This window comes from Glaciecola sp. 33A (assembly GCF_002836745.1).
GTDB lineage: Bacteria > Pseudomonadota > Gammaproteobacteria > Enterobacterales > Alteromonadaceae > Glaciecola.
In genome coordinates, this window is sequence record NZ_PJAR01000024.1 from 99,768 (window position 1) to 118,660 (window position 18,893).

At 42.9% G+C, this 18,893-nt stretch carries 20 protein-coding genes; 4 read left to right on the forward strand and 16 right to left on the reverse strand.

Features of this window, described 5'->3' with window-relative positions:
• The first annotated feature begins 45 nt into the window (after positions 1-45).
• Positions 46-711, forward strand: coding sequence for a GMP/IMP nucleotidase (gene yrfG, locus CXF81_RS00850; RefSeq protein ID WP_101179268.1), 666 nt, complete (start codon positions 46-48; stop codon positions 709-711).
• Positions 712-766: 55 nt separating this feature from the next.
• Positions 767-1,291: an inosine/xanthosine triphosphatase gene (gene yjjX, locus CXF81_RS00855; protein ID WP_101179270.1), complete on the forward strand. Its 525-nt coding sequence runs from the start codon at positions 767-769 to the stop codon at positions 1,289-1,291.
• A 73-nt stretch (positions 1,292-1,364) separates the two neighbouring features.
• On the opposite strand, the gene CXF81_RS00860 is transcribed toward yjjX, so the two are convergent.
• The 13 genes from CXF81_RS00860 to CXF81_RS00920 form a co-directional block, all read right to left on the reverse strand.
• On the reverse strand, positions 1,365-2,132 hold the full coding sequence (locus CXF81_RS00860; RefSeq protein ID WP_101179272.1) for a type II secretion system protein N: 768 nt from the start codon (positions 2,130-2,132) through the stop codon (positions 1,365-1,367).
• Complete coding sequence (gene gspM, locus CXF81_RS00865; protein ID WP_101179274.1) at positions 2,133-2,609, reverse strand: type II secretion system protein GspM; 477 nt, start codon at positions 2,607-2,609, stop codon at positions 2,133-2,135.
• 112 nt (positions 2,610-2,721) lie between these two features.
• Positions 2,722-3,969, reverse strand: coding sequence for a type II secretion system protein GspL (gspL, locus tag CXF81_RS00870; protein WP_101179276.1), 1,248 nt, complete (start codon positions 3,967-3,969; stop codon positions 2,722-2,724).
• A complete protein-coding gene (gene gspK, locus CXF81_RS00875; protein ID WP_101179278.1) occupies positions 3,969-5,012 on the reverse strand; it encodes a type II secretion system minor pseudopilin GspK in 1,044 nt (347 codons plus the stop codon). Before gspK ends, gspL begins: the two co-directional genes overlap by 1 nt.
• Entirely contained in the window at positions 5,009-5,641 is a 633-nt protein-coding gene (gene gspJ / locus CXF81_RS00880) for a type II secretion system minor pseudopilin GspJ (protein WP_101179280.1), read from the reverse strand. Before gspJ ends, gspK begins: the two co-directional genes overlap by 4 nt.
• The gene (gene gspI / locus CXF81_RS00885) at positions 5,634-6,050 is read right to left on the reverse strand and encodes a type II secretion system minor pseudopilin GspI (RefSeq protein ID WP_101179283.1); all 417 of its coding nucleotides are present in this window, start codon (positions 6,048-6,050) and stop codon (positions 5,634-5,636) included. Before gspI ends, gspJ begins: the two co-directional genes overlap by 8 nt.
• Entirely contained in the window at positions 6,047-6,730 is a 684-nt protein-coding gene (gspH, locus tag CXF81_RS00890) for a type II secretion system minor pseudopilin GspH (RefSeq protein ID WP_101179286.1), read from the reverse strand. The genes gspI and gspH overlap by 4 nt, the downstream gene beginning before the upstream one ends.
• The gene (gene gspG, locus CXF81_RS00895) at positions 6,690-7,157 is read right to left on the reverse strand and encodes a type II secretion system major pseudopilin GspG (protein WP_101179851.1); all 468 of its coding nucleotides are present in this window, start codon (positions 7,155-7,157) and stop codon (positions 6,690-6,692) included. The genes gspH and gspG overlap by 41 nt, the downstream gene beginning before the upstream one ends.
• A 32-nt stretch (positions 7,158-7,189) precedes the next feature.
• Positions 7,190-8,404, reverse strand: coding sequence for a type II secretion system inner membrane protein GspF (gene gspF, locus CXF81_RS00900; RefSeq protein ID WP_101179288.1), 1,215 nt, complete (start codon positions 8,402-8,404; stop codon positions 7,190-7,192).
• Position 8,405: 1 nt separating this feature from the next.
• The gene (gene gspE, locus CXF81_RS00905) at positions 8,406-9,968 is read right to left on the reverse strand and encodes a type II secretion system ATPase GspE (RefSeq protein WP_101179289.1); all 1,563 of its coding nucleotides are present in this window, start codon (positions 9,966-9,968) and stop codon (positions 8,406-8,408) included.
• Positions 9,969-9,970: 2 nt separating this feature from the next.
• Positions 9,971-12,049: a type II secretion system secretin GspD gene (gene gspD, locus CXF81_RS00910; protein ID WP_101179292.1), complete on the reverse strand. Its 2,079-nt coding sequence runs from the start codon at positions 12,047-12,049 to the stop codon at positions 9,971-9,973.
• A gap of 16 nt (positions 12,050-12,065) precedes the next feature.
• On the reverse strand, positions 12,066-13,019 hold the full coding sequence (gene gspC / locus CXF81_RS00915; protein ID WP_101179294.1) for a type II secretion system protein GspC: 954 nt from the start codon (positions 13,017-13,019) through the stop codon (positions 12,066-12,068).
• Positions 13,020-13,255: 236 nt separating this feature from the next.
• Entirely contained in the window at positions 13,256-13,438 is a 183-nt protein-coding gene (locus CXF81_RS00920) for a hypothetical protein (protein ID WP_157825459.1), read from the reverse strand.
• 738 nt (positions 13,439-14,176) lie between these two features.
• Here CXF81_RS00920 and hslR point away from each other — a divergent pair.
• Together hslR and hslO are read left to right on the forward strand one after the other, a co-directional pair.
• Positions 14,177-14,629: a ribosome-associated heat shock protein Hsp15 gene (hslR, locus tag CXF81_RS00925; protein WP_101179298.1), complete on the forward strand. Its 453-nt coding sequence runs from the start codon at positions 14,177-14,179 to the stop codon at positions 14,627-14,629.
• A 26-nt stretch (positions 14,630-14,655) separates the two neighbouring features.
• Entirely contained in the window at positions 14,656-15,552 is an 897-nt protein-coding gene (gene hslO / locus CXF81_RS00930; protein WP_198556280.1) for an Hsp33 family molecular chaperone HslO, read from the forward strand.
• A gap of 31 nt (positions 15,553-15,583) precedes the next feature.
• On the opposite strand, the gene envZ is transcribed toward hslO, so the two are convergent.
• From envZ to CXF81_RS00945, 3 genes are all read right to left on the reverse strand, one after another.
• Entirely contained in the window at positions 15,584-16,879 is a 1,296-nt protein-coding gene (envZ, locus tag CXF81_RS00935; protein WP_101179301.1) for a two-component system sensor histidine kinase EnvZ, read from the reverse strand.
• Positions 16,880-16,884: 5 nt separating this feature from the next.
• Positions 16,885-17,610, reverse strand: coding sequence for a two-component system response regulator OmpR (gene ompR / locus CXF81_RS00940; RefSeq protein ID WP_101179303.1), 726 nt, complete (start codon positions 17,608-17,610; stop codon positions 16,885-16,887).
• A 341-nt stretch (positions 17,611-17,951) separates the two neighbouring features.
• Complete coding sequence (locus CXF81_RS00945) at positions 17,952-18,857, reverse strand: phosphoribulokinase (protein ID WP_101179305.1); 906 nt, start codon at positions 18,855-18,857, stop codon at positions 17,952-17,954.
• Positions 18,858-18,893: the final 36 nt, after the last annotated feature.

Here is an 18,893-nt window from a genome sequence, read left to right on the forward strand (position 1 = left end):
TCACATTAATACCCTATAATGCTACATTATCACAAGGAAATTCGCTTGGCACTCTTACCTTGGCATAACATACAAACTGTTTTATTAGATATGGACGGCACATTGCTCGATTTGCATTTTGATAACCAGTTTTGGCTTGAACATATTCCGCAAAAGTTAGCTCTTAAACACGGTAAAAGTTTACAACAATGCAGGCAAGAAATGCGCGATTCCTGTGCCAAAGTACAAGGTCAAATACAGTGGTACTGCCTCGACTATTGGGCCGAGCAATTGGACTTAGATATCGTTGAGGCGAAGCATGAAATAGCCCATTTAATTCGTCTTCGTCCCGATACACTGCCGTTTTTAGATGCATTAAGAGCAAACAAGAAGAAAGTGGTGTTGGTCACGAATGCGCACCCCGGAAGTTTGTCGTTAAAAGTAGAAAAGACACAATTGGATGAGCATATCGATGAGCTTATTTCGACGCATCAGTTTGGTGTGACTAAAGAGTCCCAATTGTTATGGCAGCAACTCCAAGTCCACCTAAATTTTGATCCAGCAAAAACCTTATTTGTAGACGACAGCCAAGTGATACTAGATGCAGCAAAAGAGTACGGTATTGCCTACACTCTTGGGATCACCAATCCTGATAGCAAAATGCCAGAAAACAAGTTACATGGGCATGTTACGACGAACGACTATTTGCGTTTGTTGGACGATATTATTTAAGCCACAGCAACAGTCATTTATCGAGTATTGCAAATTTAGGAAGTAATAAAGTATTGTGAAAATTATCATTGCGTCTAAAAATCCGGTTAAAATTGAAGCGGCCCGAAAGAGTTTTTGTATGGCGTATGCTAATGATGAAATTGAAGTCATTGCGGTCGATGCGCCTTCCTTAGTCAGTGATCAACCAATGAGTACTCAAGAAACTCGGGATGGCGCTGTCAATCGAGTGAAGTATTGCCAACAAAGCCATGAGGCAGATTATTACGTGAGTTATGAAGGTGGTGTGGATATTTTAGATGATATCCCTAGTACCTTTGCTGTGGTCTGTATTGCTAATTCAAAAAAGCTGCAGACTGGCAGAACGGCATCACTGCCGTTGCCTAATCAAATATATCAAAAGCTTAAAATGGGCGAAGAGCTTGGCCCAGCAATGGACAATATGTTCAATACCGTCAATATTAAGCAAAAAGGTGGTGCCATTGGCCAACTAACCAATGGACTAGAGACGCGAGAAAGTATCTATGTGAGCGCGACATTATTGACCCTAAGTGCGTTCTTTTACCCTAAACTGTTTGTTTAATGATGCCAAACGGGCCATTAAAAAAGCAGGACCGTTGACTACTGCGCGCTAATATTGAGTGTCATGAGGCCGCTTATAAGTCGATTTTACGAAACCCTTGATTATCTGCTGCTCCGAAAAAGTTAGCTGCTTGATGGACTTCTCTTGGCATATCATCTGAGGGCTTAAAACGCCCGTTAATTTTGTATTTTCCAGAAACAGACAATAATACCGTGGCATCAAGGTTTAATTTGTTCTGTGGCACCACTTGTATTGCAAATTGGTCGCCTTCACAGGCAAGATTTGCATCGAAGTTCCCGAAATCAATCACGCCCGTAGGACCACTAACCGTGCCTTTTAACCAACTTCCTTTGCCAGTTAAGTTGACGCATGCATTGTCAAATTCAAATTCTTTTATATCAACTCTAAAACGGCCGTCGGCTGTCACGGGAACGGGTAGTTGTACCTGCGCCATTACGCTACGTGCAGGTAAAAATACTTTTAAGTCGTGTGCGCTTATATTTTTTGGATTAAACAGCGACGCACTAATGTTGCCCCTCACATACGCCTGATCGCTCTCTCTAATTTTGCCGCCTTTAAGGTCAATGTTTGCTTGACCAAGGAATAAAAACCAAGGCGATAACTCCCAGGTTACGTTATTCATAACAATGCCTTGAGTAATAATCTGGTCTACTTTACCGGCCCACAATGTCCCTTCAACCTTACCTAATGCGACAGGTAATGTGGGATTATTAGCTTGCACGTAGTTAACTATGTGAATGGCTGGGATATAAGCGATGAGTAAAATTACATATGACAAAATAGCTAATAAGATCCACTTCCAAGACTTCATTTCGATCATTTAACGACTTCCTAATTGCAGGCGACGAACTTGCACGTAGCCTGCATTGTTTGTTTCGATTATGTCGGATTGAATCACAACAACGCCACGGCGCTCAATCAAATCGAGCCAGGTAACGAGGTCGGAAAATAACACGTCATCAATACTAATTTGCAGGTTGTCACCGACCGGTTGCATGCGAGCGACCTGTATGTTGCTCGTGCGAGTGGTTTGATTAACTAGTTGTGTAAGTGAACCTGTAAAGCTTGCACCAGAAGCTGACTGTCTTAATTTGGCAGCTCTAACAGCCTGTTCATCTACCCAAGAAGCAAACGCAGTTTGACTTTCAAGCAAGCTTTTTTGCTGAGCCAACGTGTTGTTCAGTGGCGTCCATAATGCGAAATAGAAAATCACGACGGCGGAAACTATGACAGCCAAGCTAACCATTTTTTGTTCACGCTCCGAGAGCGCATAAAACCATCCAAAATACGTTTTCATATTTTTACCTTAGTGGCATTCCTTAATCGATTTCCTCAAGAGCTTTTTTCAAGCGCTTTTTTCAAGGGCTTTTCTCAAGAGTTTGGCTTTACGGTTGTCATTGACAGCAGCTTTAGCCTTTGATGATAATTGTTCCGACCACTTGGTCGCCTTTATTATTAATTGCGCCTTGGTCAACCTCAAATCCTAAGGCTTGAACTTCACGGCGAAATTTTTCGAGAGATTCAAAGTTACTGGCAACCGATTGCATGCGCAACTCTGTGCGCGTAGCATCGTAACGAATCGACTGTGGTGTAACACCGGTACTGGCAAAAGATGGGCTCATTTGAGTGAGCATCACTAACATTGAGATGCCGCCACCACCTTGTTCAAGACTCGCCATTTGATTTCTAATCGCAACTTCTTTATTTCTTGATTTGGGTAAGTCAGGAAAGCCTTGGTTAATACTGGTTTGTAACCTCGTTTCAATACTTTGGCGCTGGCTTTTAATTGAGTTTAATTCAACCGTTTTACTGACTAAGTTGACACACAATGCGACGCCAGCAAGCACGGCAGCAAGGCGCCATTTGTCCCACTGGGCTGTGGTTTTTCGTTTAAGCGCGAAGTCACCTTGTAGTAAATTAAAATTAGCGTCTAAAGCACCGTCCAGCAGTAGCTGCATCGGCAGCTTATCGTAGTTTGCTGTTAGTGTTGGAGCGTCGGTTTTAGCCTCATCAGCGGCATCGGTTTGTACAAAAAGTCCTTCTAAATACTCAATCTGTTGTTGCTCTGAATAAGTTAGCACTGATTGTGGCTTGGTTTTTAATTGTTTTTCTAAAAGCATCAAGGTCCAACTTTTTTCGCCTTGATATCCTGCCCATTCGCCGGCTCTAACGATGAATGCAGATTGCTCATGGCGACCTAAACTTAACACGCTAATGGTGTTTTCCGAATAAGGCAGAGCGAGTGTATCTGGAACAAGTAAATCGCAATATAAGTCAGCTTGCTTTAATGCGTCTTGCCAAAACTCAAGTTGTTCACGCAAAACCACAGCTACCTGCTGCGAATCACCGATGCGTTTGCCGAATGCAAAAAATGACTTTGCGATGTCTGACGCAACTTCGTCTTCCAACATGAAAGGGATCGCGTTTAGCACTTTTCGATTAGCTCTAGCGGGTAATTGCACTGTTTTTAATACCACATCACAACCAGGCACAATACATACCACTTCAGCATTAGGTGCGCGTTCCCTTAATTGTGCTAAACCGTCAATATCAGGCAGTTCACCTGATGCAATGATTTCTTTTTCAGTGTCAGACCATACCAGCCAGTGAACAGGATCGTGGGGTGTTGAACCCAAGCGGATCGCTAGTTTTTCCATTAATTAATACCTCCAAATTCTCTACTTATCACGCTAACACTTGCACTTTCACTATCAAGTTTAAAAATACTGGTCATTTTGAACGTCGCATTATTGTAACGGGTTTTAGTCAATAGCATGAAATAATTTGTTTTTAAAACGAACCACTTTTTCTGCTCATCAGTTAATTGTTTGGCCATAATTTCTGGTTCAGAAAAAAAGTCGTTGGTATCTGCAAATCCATCCAGTGGACGTGATGCTACAATGCGTTTTGCAGCATCCACCGTAATATTCAAGATGGCGCCAAGCACATGCGCATTTTCTTCTGTTACGGTATTGATATTAATTTCCATGATATTAAATTCTAAATCAGGGATAACACAGACATGTGGCAGTAAATTACGCAGATCACTCATTTCTATGCCATTAATTAAACGTAATTCCGATTTATTCGTCATCAATGCATTTGCTGCAACATAGGGGAAGCGCAATGACTCATACTCAGCGTCCTCAGCGCCATAACCGGTAATATCGCTGTCGGCGTCAAGCCAATCAATGAGCGAATCACGCACCGTGTCAGCGGTAAATGAGTCAACATCTTCAATGCTTAAAAGCATAAGGTTAAAAAAGACTTGAGCAGAGCCGTTAGCTGCTTTGTTTGGGTCTTGCGGTTCCTGAGGTTGAGGGAGGCTCAATGTGTTTAAATTAAAACAAGACTGCAGGTCAACTAATTCAGCTTGAATGCCACCACCGTCAATTGGGTACTCAAATACTTGCGCCCAAGGCTGACCTAAATTCATACTATCAGGCGACAAGGTCATGAGTTGGTTTAACGATTTTTCAGCAAATTGCTCGGCGCCAACGGCATACCAATAGGCTTGATTGTTGTCCTTGATGTTTACTGTTCTGGCTATGTTGAGCTGCAATCGCGCCATCATTTCGGTGGCTAGGACGCTCACAATAGCGACAATAAGCAAAATAACCAGAAGGGCAATACCGCGTTGTGAGCTAGCTTGCAGGTTTGATACATACTTGCGCTGAACGTTGACTCGATTTAGTTTCATCGACGCACCTTAAATTCGCGCCGAATTTCGCCATACACTTCCGATTTAATAACAATGGCCACTGCAATAGGGAGTTCATCAACTGACTTCGCTTCTTCCCATTCAAATGATTTTTTATCAAATTTTTCTAAAAATTCGAAGCTTACTGACTCAATGCCTTCGAGCAAAACCCGTACTTTGGGTTCAAAACCAATCGCATTATCAACATAAGTCGAATATAAACGCTGTAGCTCTTTATTCTGAGTTCTGTAGGCGACAGATTGCAATGTGCTCCGACGTAACGTTAATTGTGGATTATGCCAACCTGAACGTACAAATCCTAAACCGTCGCTTTCACTTTCAAAAGCGAACTTACCGGCAAATACTAAGGTGTCTGATACTTCGCCTTCTAGCCTGGTTTTACGCGGCACCATTTGTAAAAAATCGCGCTCAATAATCAGCATGGCTCGTTGCATTGTCTGCAGCGATTGCATGCGTTGGTCTGATAAGTCGTTTTTAGCCGAAACTGCGGTCAACATAGCAACGGAACCTACCGCAATCAACGCAAAAATAGCCATCGCAACAAGAATTTCAATCAGCGTAAAACCCGATTGCTTAGTATTTATTGGGTGTTTATTGAGTCTACCCATTAGACTTCGCTACATAGGTCGTGACTGAAAGAATAGTGCCTTTATATTCAGGGTCGTTGCCCACAGAGATAATAATCGCCTTGAGGTTTTCGTCGGTAGTAGCTTGCACTTCTTGTTTCCAATACCAAGTTCGGTCCAGCATGTCGACGCTGCCACGTTCATTATTTTTTGGTGGCCATGTGTTTTCAGACTGTAATGTCGCGCGTGTCAGTTGATTGTTCGCTACCCAAGTAGCAAAGGTCATTTCCTCGAGCTTGCCGACAGAATTGATGTGCTCAGTCGTGGTTTTAATAATAGCGGCGCCAGCAACGGCAAAAATAAACATAGCGACCATGACTTCGAGTAGCGTAAAACCAGCTTGCTGAGGCTCAAAATAAACACCTTTTGCACAGGTCAATGCTTTACTCATTGCTGCATGTCCTCTGGCACGATACGTTCTATTGGGGTCACTTCTTTGGCTCGTAATGTAAAGGTAATAGGGTCCTCATTGCTGAATGTGTCTTCAAACGTAATTGTTAATTCAAATGGAGTAAGGTCACCACTTGAAAGCAAAAATAGTTGCGGTGGCGGCGGCACAATGTCCTCCTCATTGCCTATTTCAACACCGTCGTCACTGACGCTTAATTCTTCGTCAAATAGGCTACGGTCAAATAGTTGCTCTTCTTGCTGCCATGGTAAGTCGTCGAGGAAGAGCTGAAGTGTCATGTCCTCGGGCAATTGATAGCTTTCAAACAGTTTTTGCCCGGCTAACTCTACCCAATCGTCATCATCGTCGAGGGCAACATAGGTATAGGTGCTTTCTTCTTCATCGATACGAATGCCCAGTTGAACCTGATTCAATATGGCGTAGTCACTGGCCATATCAAATACGACTTGAAAGCGTTTTGCTTGTTGGTTGACCTTGTCGTAGTTGTTGGTGCCAAGAGCGGTGTAGGAAACAACAGAGATCATTAGACCCATCAGTGCGAGTACGAGCATTATTTCGATGAGTGTAAAACCTGTTTGCTGCTTGCGCACGTTATCCCTCGCTTTTATTAAGTCGATTTTTTTACTGAAGATAATCGTTGATATTCCAAGTACCAATATCATCGTCGGTACCTTCTTCCATATCGGGTCCAAAAGAATAGATGTCAACGATATCGATTTCGCCGGGGCTAAGTAGTTGATACGGATTCCCCCAAGGGTCAAGCGGTAGACGTTTGATAAAGCCTTCGTTTGGGTAATTTCTTGGAATAGGTTCAATGGTAGGCATGGTTACCAACGCTTCTAATCCTTGTTCTGTGGTCGGAAAACGATTGGTGCGTAGCTTAAACATTTCCAGTTGACCTTCGAGCGTTTGAATATCAACAGCCGCCTTTTTGATCTGAGCTGTGCCTTGGTTTTCGAAAATCTGTGGTGCCACAAATGCAGCCATCATACCGATAATAAAAAGTACCACCATAATTTCGATTAAGGTAAAACCCAACTCATGCTTTGTGCCGTTGCGAGTTGCCTGTTTGCGTCCATTTAACGCCATTACATGTGTCTGATTACTCATAAAATTACCTCTTAGACTAAACTGTTTAATGCCAATATAGGCATTAGAATTGCCATTACTATAAATAGTACAACACCGGCCATAACGACAATCAGCACGGGCTCGAATATTTTCAGAGAGATGCTCACGGTCGACTCAAACTCTCTATCTTGGTTGTCGGCGGCTCTCGCTAACATTTGTTGTAACTCGCCAGAACGCTCACCGGATGCAATCATATGCATCATCATCGGTGGAAAAATTTTGGCGTGGTCTAACGCGTTTCTTAAGCTCGATCCTTCTTTTACCTTTGAGGCTGCTTCTTTGACTGCGCCTTTGAGGTGGAGGTTTTCTAACACATTGCCTGCAATGCGCATTGATTCTAATAAAGGCACAGCACTGGCGGTTAAAATGCTCAATGTGCGAGCAAACCTTGCTGTGTTGGTGCTCCTTGTCAAACGACCAACGAAGGGCATACGCAATAATTTCTTATCATATTTTAATCGTATGCGAGGAATCGTTAACAGTTTTGCTACTAAAAATATAATTAGGACAAGCAAAATAGCCGCATAAATTCCGTAGTTTTGCACCCCGTTACTGATGGTAATAAGAATGTTGGTGATGGTGGGTAACTCTTGTCCCATTTGGTCAAACTGGCCAACAATAGTAGGGACGACTTGCACTAACAACATAATCACAACGGCAACAGCAACAGTCATCATTATTAAGGGGTAGACCAAGGCTTGAATAATCTGATTACGCGTTTTTTCTCTGTTTTCAGTGTATTCAGCGAGTCGGTTTAGTACCGTGTCCAAGTGTCCAGACTTTTCACCCGCGGCGACCATGGCGCGAAATAGGTTATCAAAAACATAAGGAAATTCAGATAATGCTTCGGCAAATCCGTGGCCTTCGACCACTTTGCTGCGCACCGCCATCATCATGTTTTTATGACGTGGTTTTTCGCACTGCTCAGCAACGGCGAGTAAGGCTTCTTCAATGGGCAAAGCTGACTCAATCAACGTCGCCATTTGACGTGTTAATAGGGCCAGTTCACTGGCCGAAATCTTAGCTTTAAATAATGAGAAGGAGGCCTGATTCTTCTTCTCTTGCTCAGCAACCTGCTCAACTTCAAGTGGAATAAAACCCTGCTCACGAATTTGTTGGCGGATTTGGCGGGCGTTATCGCCTTCCAATACACCGTTTTTGGATTTTCCATTGGCATCCATGGCCTTATATGCAAAGGCTGCCATATTATTCCTCTCTGGTAACTCGTAATACTTCCTCTAAAGAAGTGACTCCGAGTAATACTTTGTCGCAGCCATCTTGACGAATAGAAGGAGTGGTTTTGCGTATGTGCTTTTCAATCGCTTGCTCACCCTTGCCTTCGTGCATCATTTCGCGGATACGTTCATCAACGATCAACTGTTCATGAATACCGGTTCGGCCTCGGTAACCAGTGTGGTTGCATGCAGTGCAACCAACGGGGCGATATATAACCACTTGTTCGGCATTCGCAATATTCAATGTTTCGCGCTCAGTAACGGTTGGTTCGTGAGGCTTCTTACACTCCTTGCACAATTTGCGAACTAGGCGTTGTGACAACACTGACAATAAACTACTCGATAACAAAAACGGCTCAATGCCCATGTCTTCTAAGCGAGTAATGGCGCCAGCCGCGGTATTTGTATGCAACGTTGACAATACCAAGTGGCCGGTTAAACTTGCTTGTACTGCAATTTGTGCTGTTTCAAAATCACGTATTTCACCGACCATAACCACATCAGGGTCTTGCCGCAATATGGCTCTCAAGCCTCTTGCAAATGTCATGTCAACACGCGGGTTAACCTGTGTTTGACCAATACCTTCCAAGTCGAATTCAATTGGGTCTTCAACCGTAAGAATGTTGCGGTCTTTAGAATTTATCTCGCTTAAACCGGCATACAAAGTGGTGCTTTTACCTGAACCTGTTGGGCCGGTGACCAGCATGATGCCATGTGGTTTGCGAATAAGACTTGAAAAGTGGGTGCGATTATCCAGGGTCATGCCCAAGTCTTGTAAATCAAGACGCGCGTTATTTTTATCAAGTAAGCGCAATACAACCCGCTCGCCGTGACTCGAGGGCATAGTGGATACACGTACATCAACTGCACGTCCTGCGATCCGCAAACTTATACGCCCATCTTGAGGTATACGTTTTTCAGCGATATCCATTTTTGACATGACTTTAATACGCGACACCAACATAGAAGACATTTTGCGGTGAGGACGTAATATTTCGCGCAATACGCCGTCAACACGGAAGCGCACGACTAGCTGATTTTCAAAGGTCTCGATATGAATATCAGAAGCACCTTCTTTAATTGCCTCCCCAAGCATGGCGTTAATAAGGCGAATAATCGGTGCGTCGCCTTCACTTTCGAGCAAGTCTTCTGTGTCGGGTAAGTCTTCGGCTAATGATAGCAAATCGCTTTCGTTACCTAGGTCTTCCATTAACTGTTTGGCGGCACTTGAATCGCGCTGAAAGCTGCTGGTTAGCAATTCTTCAAAACGAGTTTCAGCAATTTCTTCAAGCACAAAGGTTTGCTTTAGAAAGCGTCGAACTTCAGCAAATACAGACAATTCGGTGCTCGGCGTATGGTAGACCTTAACCGGTTCGTGCGCCGACTCGACTAACACTTTAAAGCGTTTGGCAAAGCTAAAAGGCAGTTGCAGCGCAGCTAAGGGCTCAGCCTCTTCAATTGCGCCCTGTGTGACCTCGTCGGTAACGAGTGCCTCGGTTTCTACTAAACTAAGATCATTAATAACGTCCGACATCGCTAATCGTTACCTTGTTTGGCTTTCTTTTCTTCGTCTCGCAAGTAAGTATCAAAAGAAGGCGGTAAAGTCATCGAGTCATCCCATGCAGGTAGCGAAGGTCCCTCCGTGAATGGCATTAATGGTACACCTTCAGATTGACGTTTTAACTGCTCTGCACGAATATAATTATATTTTTGTAAGCTGATTTTATTTGAAGTAATACCGTCACGTATAATAGTAGGACGAATGAATACCATTAGATTACGTTTGCGCTTGCTTACTGTTGTTGACTTAAATAAGTGACCAAGAAGGGGTATATCGCCTAGTAAAGGCACTTTAGAAATACTTTCTTGAACGTCCTCATCAATTAGGCCGCCCAGCACAATTGTGCCGCCATCATCCACAATTACCGTGGTTTTGATTTCACGCTTATTAATTGAAATATCAACCGAGGTTGCACCAGATACACTGGATACCTCTTGCTCTATTTGCAATTGAATGGCGTCCCCCTCGTTAATTTGCGGCGTCACTTTGAGTTTAATACCAACATCTTGGCGCGTAACTTGTTGGAATGGGTTGGCGTTATTCGAGCCGGTAGCAGAGCCAGTAATGATTGGCACTTCTTGGCCGACAATAAAGAAGGCTTCCTCGTTATCCATTGTAGTTAAATGCGGTGTTGCTAGGATATTAGAATTAGTGTCAGTACTGACCGCTTGCACAACGGCGCCCCACCCATTGTTGACAACGCCAGCAAGCAAACCATTAGCACCGCCTAGTAAGGCAGCAAGTGGTGCATAGTTGCCCTCCACAGTGGTGGTTGTTGCCACTGTGTCAGCATTTGAATTAGTCGTAAAGCCTTTCACTTCGGTACTTTCCGCTTCACGCAACGCCACACCTAATGAACCTACCCCGATAACACCATTCGTAAATTGTGTACCGCCGCCTTCTTCTGATACCCACTGTACACCTAATGTGGTGCCGTCGCCTTCGAATACTTCAACGATAATAGCTTCAACTTGCACTTGTGCACGGCGTACATCAAGTCTGCGTATAACGTCTTCAAGTGAGCGCATCATGTCGGGCTCAGCAGTGATCACCAATGAGTTAGAGTCTTCATGCGAATCGATACTGATATCACGATTGCTATTGCCACCGCGACGCTGGGTTGCTGTGCCACCTTGGTTATCAGCCTGAATACCAGCGCTGACGCCTTGTAATACGTTGACTAAGTCTTCAGCTTTGGCATAATTTAGGCTAATTACACGCGTATTGCCGTTGGTTTCTAACTCCTGATCCATGCGGCTAACAAGGTTAATTAAGCGCTGACGGGCTTTTATATCGCCGCTAACAATGATGCTGTTTGTACGGTCATCAGCAACCACACGAGGGTCTGATTTACCCACTCCACCGGCTGACTTACCTTGCGATTTATTAATACTTTCAATAATGCGCACCATTTCGGTCGCAGACGCATATTTAAGTTTGATGACCTCTACTTCTTCATCACCTGCGCGGTCAACGCTTTCGATAATTTTTACTAAGCGGTTCACCACCGCCGCGCGTCCAGTTAGCATCATTACATTTGATGGGTCATGGCTGACGACGTTACCGCCGCCGGCTTGGTCATTCAATTGACGAAGAATAGGTGCAAGTTCGCGTACTGGCACATTGTATACAGGAAGCACTCGGGTGATCATTTCATCACCCTTTAGAAGATCGCCATCGACGACGGGGATATTTGATGTTTTGGCGTCTTTGGAACGAACAATTTTGAGTATACCACTTGGCATCTCAACAACGGCAAAGTCGTACACTTGCAGCACGTTCATGAAAAATTGATAGTATTGTTCTTCTGTCAATAAGTCGTAGCTACGAACGGTGATTTTACCGCGCACATTAGGGTCGACGATAATCGTCCGTTGCAGGTTTTTACCGACAATATTAATAAACTCGGTAATTTCGGTATTTTTAAAATTCGGACTATATTTCGTTGCATAAGCATTACCGGCAGCGAACAAGGTTGCTGCTATGCTTGCAGCAATTGTTGTCATCTTCAATAATTGACGAATGCTGGTGGTTTTTTGGCTGTCCTGCCTCATATTACGACCTTTTTAATTATTCTTCAGACGACGGAATGTCGATATCAAGTGACCAAGCCTCATCGCCCCTTAGGACTTCTAACTGCAGAAATTGTGCTTCTCTAAGAACGTTAATTGCTTCTAATGATTGTGCTGGATCAGATAAATCCAATCCATTGATTTGGGTAATAACATCGCCTGAGCGTAAACCGACACTACTGAAAAATTCAGCTTGTTTGCCGGGTGACACTTGATAGCCAATTAACACACCATTCGGTGTATGAGGTTTGATGGCAATAAAGTCAGTGAAGCTGGTTGGCGACTGACTCATTTGTTCGCGCATTTCCCTAATGCTATCAGAGGGCTGTTCTGAATCACTGTCAGGCATTTGGAATTCAACAGGGCCTTGTGGGGTCTCAAATTCTTGCGCCTGTTGACGATACCCTTGTTCCCTAATTTGATTTGCTTCATTAAAATCAATACCGTCTAGCATCAGCGTTTCGCGAGTCAAGCCGTTTTTGATAATTACGCGGTCAATATACAGTTGGTCTAACGTGGCATTGGTGCCATCAATCTTATCACCAACGCCATAAGTGTTTTGTTTTCCATTGTTTTCTACAACGGCCGCTCCCACTTTTGGGTCAGTACTTGAAACTACACCAGTCAATGTGAGGTTTAATTTAGTTTCGGGTGCATCGGTTATCTCAGCTAAGATAGTAGCAATCGGTTTTGCTTCAGGGTTGCCAAATAAATTCAATTTAGTCAGTGGTAATATATCTAAACGAGATGCAGATAGGGCCGGTGAAGCGTCAACATTATTAAGCAACGCCGATTGTGACGATTCAGGCTGCGGGATAAGTCGCCAAGTGAGTTCGGCTGCGAACGCAATAAGATATAGCGAGAGCAACACAACAATCAAAAGTATGATTTTGTTTTGGTGCTGACCATACATTCTTAAAGCAGGTTGCAATGATAAATTGGTTGCTGTCATTTTCTCTGTAATATTAATATTATAAACTTAATTTGTACCCATCATATCTAGTCATAAGGGCCTGAACAATAGCTAAGCTCATAAGAGATACAATTTTTTATAATTAAAAATAACTGGTAATAGCTAAAAGACAATGAAAAAACAAAATAGTGCAAATACAAACAAAAAAATGCAAACCTCGGATTTTTACCTTGTTAGGAGTAAAATAAGAATTACCTAATCACAGAATCCTATATTTAGGTTGTTACTCTCATGACAGTTAACTGTCGAAACGCGGCTATTTCAAATAACATTGGCAAACCACCTCTGTGATCAATATCTATTTTGGATAATCCAGAGACGACCATTAAGAGCCTGTCGTTATATGAGTCAAGTTGAGAAAGCTTTTTTAATAGATGAATACCATCTATGTTCGGCATTTGAATATCAGTAAACACGATATCGGGTTTCTAAGCGCCTATTTGTATTAACCCCTCAAAACCATCTGTTGCTGTTGTTAAAAAAATAGGTAAATTTCAACCTTCAATTGTCATTTTGTACAACATAATGATGTCGGGCTCATCCTCTATCACTAATTATTCTGCTTTTTCCGAATTTATGTAAGCCCAGATCAAAAAATGTTCGTAGTCAAGTGTTGGTTATGAACCAGAATATAGCCAAGTAAAAGAATGTGCTTAAAAGAATGTGCTTAAAAAAATGTGCTTACTAGTGTCGTTAATCATTTAGCTTTTATACTCAGGGCGTTATCATTGCTGGCGAATTACTATTTTGGATGCAATAGGCGGTATCCATTGGAATAGTAAGCCTATTACAGTTAGATTTGCGGTAGTTTTAAAAATAGTCTGCTACCATATGAGGCATGAATAATAGAAAAAAGAATAACTCGTTTGTTATTTTGAGAATTGATAAAGGGTTCGCGACTGCGCGGCACTACAAGACCCGATCGCTGGTCCATAAAGTGGTCCAAGTTCGCAAAGTCTCCTCCAATAGTCAATGATGTAAGTCAGGAAAAATGCCAGAGGTTCGGGCTTTGGCAGATCCTGAGACTGGAGCGAATTGCAGTTACCATCTCTAGTCATGAGGATCTGAAAAATAGCTAAGCTCATAAGAGATACAATTTTTTATAATTAAAAATAACGGGTGATAGCTCAAACACAATGAAAAAGCAAAATAGTGCAAATACAAACAAACAAAACGCCAGCCAAAGTAATACAGCTAAGGCTGATCAAGATGCAAAAAATGTGCGAATTGATAAATGGTTATGGGCCGCACGCTTCTGCAAAACGCGTGCGATTGCCAGAGAATTAGTGCAATCGGGCAAGGTTCAGTACAATAAACAGCGTTCTAAATCCAGCAAGTTGGTTGAATTGGGCGCAATAATTCAAATTCCAACCGGTTTTGATCAAAAAACAGTAATAGTCAAAGAGGTTATCGGGCAACGTAGAAGCGCCCAATTGGCGCAATTACTGTATGAAGAGACAGCGGAGAGTATTGCACTTCGTGAAAAGAATGCAGTGGCCAGAAAATTGAGCATTTTTCATAGCCCAAGACCGGACGGTCGACCGGATAAAAAGCAGCGTCGACAAATTATTCAATTTAAACATCAATAGATAGTTTATGAGCTAAGTAGAGATTTATGACAGTGAAGCAAGACCAGTTAGATAGATTCTTATTTGAAGATCGCAATGTGCGCGGCGAATTAGTCAAATTGTGCGATAGTTATCAGGGTATTTTAGACTCTTACCATTATCCCCCCATTATCCAAGATCTTTTGGGTGAGCTAATGGCTGCGGCCTGTTTATTGACAGCAACACTGAAATTTGAAGGCGAAGTATCCTTGCAAATTCAAAGCGAAGGCTTGGTTAAATATGCGGTTATCAACGGCACACATGACCAAAAATTACGCGGTGTTGCGCGCTGGAACGAACAATTTAAGTTGCCTTCTTGTTTTGCCGATTTGTTTAAAAAAGGCTATTTGGCTATCACATTAGCGCCTAAAGATGGTGAACGCTATCAAGGCATTGTGGCGCTGGACAAGCCGACATTGGCCGAATGTTTAGAAGACTATTTTTTGCAATCTGAACAGTTACTAACAAAGGTGACTTTGTTCACGCAACGTGATGACAACCGTGCTGTCGCTGGTGGTATGTTGTTGCAGGTGGTCCCTGAAAGTAGCGAAACATCTCAAGCTCGCGAAAATCCTGATTTCGAACATTTAGGGCACATGATGAACACGCTAAAAATTGAAGAGTTATTTAGCTTGCCAACGGAAGAGATTTTGCATCGCTTATATCACGAAGAACAAATACGTCTGTTTGAGTCTCAGCCGGTTACTTTTAGTTGTGATTGCTCAAAAGAGCGCAGTGCTATTGCATTACAAAATGTGTCTAAAGCTGATCTGCTTGAGATTGTAGCTGAGGAAGGTGCTGTGGTGATGAATTGCCAATTTTGTCATCAAGAATATCGTTTTGATAGCATTGACGTTGAAAATATTCATGCTGACAATGTCGTGGTTGATGAGCAAAGGCACTAATTGCCGAAGGCCTTGTATTTAGTTGAATGAGTTAGCTACTATAGGGAATGCTAAAGCCAGCAGAAAGGCCACCAGATGCGTGATTGGTGAAAAGCATTTTACCGCCGTGGCTTTCGACAATGCGTTTGGTTATGGCGAGGCCGAGTCCTGATCCAACTGAACCACGTGCTTTGTCGCCCTGTGCGAATGGCGCAAACAGCATTGGAATGTCAGATTCAGGAATGCCTTTGCCATAGTCACGTATATTGCAAATTAAGGATTTGGATTGATGATCAACTTTGGTGATAATGCAGATGTTTTTGCTACCATATCGAAAAGCGTTTTCAATTAAATTATCCAGCACGCGCTTTATGCCAATAACGCGTAACTTTGCATTCGGTAACTTTGCTACTTGTAGTTCAATATTATGTCCAGACTCAAGCAATCGGCCTTCAATGAGCTCTTTTATAAGGCGGTTTAAGTCGACGTTTTCAGATGCTTCTTGTTGGTCTTGTCGTGCGTAATCAATGAATTGGTCGATAATTGCATTCATGTCTTCAATATCATGCTCAATACCGTCTTTCACCCAGTCCTGATCGTCGGGCAACATTTCACTAGCCAAACGGATCCGAGTTAATGGCGTTCGCAAGTCGTGCGATATACCTGCGGTCATCAACACGCGATCGCTTTCTAGTTGATGAATGCCTTGTGACATCTTATTAAAGGCATTGGTTACCGCTACCATTTCACTGCTACCTTCAAGTGCTAATGGGTCGGGAAACTGACCTTTACCCACCTTGTGCGCGGCTTTTTGCAGTGCTTGCAAGGGCCTATTTAATCGCCGTACAAATAACCAGCCGCCAGCAACACTTAAAATACTGATAACAATGAGGTAGATGGTAAGTGGTGAAAAGTCGCTTTCTTCCATGCCTTGCATTGGAATTGAAATCCAAATATTTGGGTCCTGCGGTGGGCGTATCCAAATTAAATAATTAACGCCACCAGTGGTTCTAACATCGGTTTCACCGCCAAGACGCTTTGAAATTGCATCAGACATAAAGCTGTAATAAGTAGCGTCGCGTAATCCGGCATGCATAGCTGTTTCTGTTGTGTGAAATCGCGTGCCAGTGGTCTCCATAAACTCTTCATGCAAAGGATTGTCCGGGGAATTGAGGCCCTGTAAAAATATCTGTTCAACTTGGGTGGCAACTAAGGCGTTTATTTGCTGGTAGCTGGGGCGAATAAAATAATTGATGACGGATATGTAGGTCACGATTTGGTTGATCAGCAGTAAACCTGCAATCAACACAACTGTTTGTCCAAAGGTACTCTTGGGGAGGAATCGCACGTGACTTAAACGTCTACTGCACCGTCGGGCACAAATACATAACCTAAGCCCCACACAGTTTGTATGTAGCGTGGGTTAGCAGGATCTTCTTCAAGCATTCTACGCAGTCGAGAAACTTGCACGTCGATACTTCTTTCCAATGCGCTGTAATCTCGACCGCGGGCTAAATTCATTAATTTGTCACGTGAAAGTGGCTCGCGAGCGTGTGTTACTAATGATTTTAAAACGGCAAACTCACCGCTTGTGAGTGTTAGCGGTTCACCATTATCTGACATTTCACGGGTGGCTAAATTGAGTTTGTAACTACCAAAGCTAACAATTTGCTCGGACTGCGATGGTGCTCCGGGCGCTTCGGTTGTTTTACGCCGCAAAACCGCTTTTGCTCTGGCAAGCAGTTCTCTGGGGTTAAACGGTTTTGGTAGATAGTCATCTGCGCCCATTTCAAGACCTATAATGCGGTCTACTTCATCACCTTTCGCGGTTAGCATAATGATCGGAATTTGATTTTCTTGCTGACGTAAACGTCTGCAAATAGACAAACCATCTTCATCAGGTAGCATTAGGTCTAAAACCATCAAATGAAAATTTTCGCGCTCTAACAATCTATCCATTTGCTCGCTATTAGCAGCAGTGCGCACTTGGTAGCCTTGTTCAACTAAATATCGCTCTAACAAAGAGCGTAAACGCATGTCATCATCAACAACTAAAATTTTCGAGGTTTCCTGACCCATGGCTATCACTCAACTCTTTATTTAATAATCCATATTATATGCCATCAATGACAAAGTCGAAAGAGGGGATAGGAGGATGATTGTTACAAATGATGTCAGATATACACATATCTGTTTGCTGTAATTGACATAATTCAATGACTGAATTTTAGTCAAAAAAAACCGCCGATAAACGGCGGTACAACTAATCCACGCAATCAACGAATTAGCTGTTTTTCTTCACTACATTCACAAGATAGCATTTTGCTATTTTTATACAATGGTTAACGGGGTAAAAAACTCAAATCTTAAGCTAACTTGTTGTCCGAATAAGGAATTTACTTATCACTCCATTTATTACGTTATTTATTTTGTGCCAACCAATCCATTTGGTAACCCGCTCGGCGTTTTTGATCAAGTAACTCCTCAATTAACGGTGTTAAAATTAATTCCATTGCTAAACCCATCTTGCCACCAGGCACAACAATCGTATTGATGCGTGACATAAATGCACCGTCGATCATTTTAAGGAGATAAGGGTAGTCGACACTTTTCATTTCACGACGAAAGCGCACGACTACAAAGCTTTCATCTTGAGTCGGAATTTCGCGCGCACTAAATGGGTTTGATGTATCAACCGTAGGCACTCGCTGAAAGTTAACATGGGTACGCGAAAACTGCGGCGTAATGTAATGAAAGTAATCGTCCAGACTGCGCACAATGCTGCTCATCACGGCGTCACGAGAATGGCCCCTGTCGGTTGTATCGCGTACAATTTTTTGGATCCACTCCAAGTTTACGATAGGAACCATGCCTACTAACAAGTCAACGCGAGAAGCGACGTCAACCTCGTCGGTCTTAACACCACCGTGTAAGCCTTCATAGAATAATAAATCGGTGTTTTCAGGCAAGTCTTGCCAAGGTGTAAAAGTGCCGGGCATTTGGTTGAATGGCACTGCTTCATCAAAGCTATGCAAGTATTCTCTGTGCTGGCCTTTGCCTGTTTCGCCGTATTCTACAAACAACTTACTGAGTAATTCGAAATCGTTAGCATGAGGGCCAAAATAGCTAATATGCCGACCTTGTTCCTGTGCCTTTCGGATCTCAACTTCCATTTCAGGACGCGTAAAACGATGAAAGCTGTCGCCGCCAACAGAGGCTGAATTGACCTTCAGGTTGCGAAATATATGCCTTATAGCATTAGTCGTTGTGGTCGTACCAGCACCGGATGATCCGGTTATTGCAATAATAGGGTGTTTTAATGACATAGGCTTCTAGGGTAATTGGATTACCCTAGTTATAAG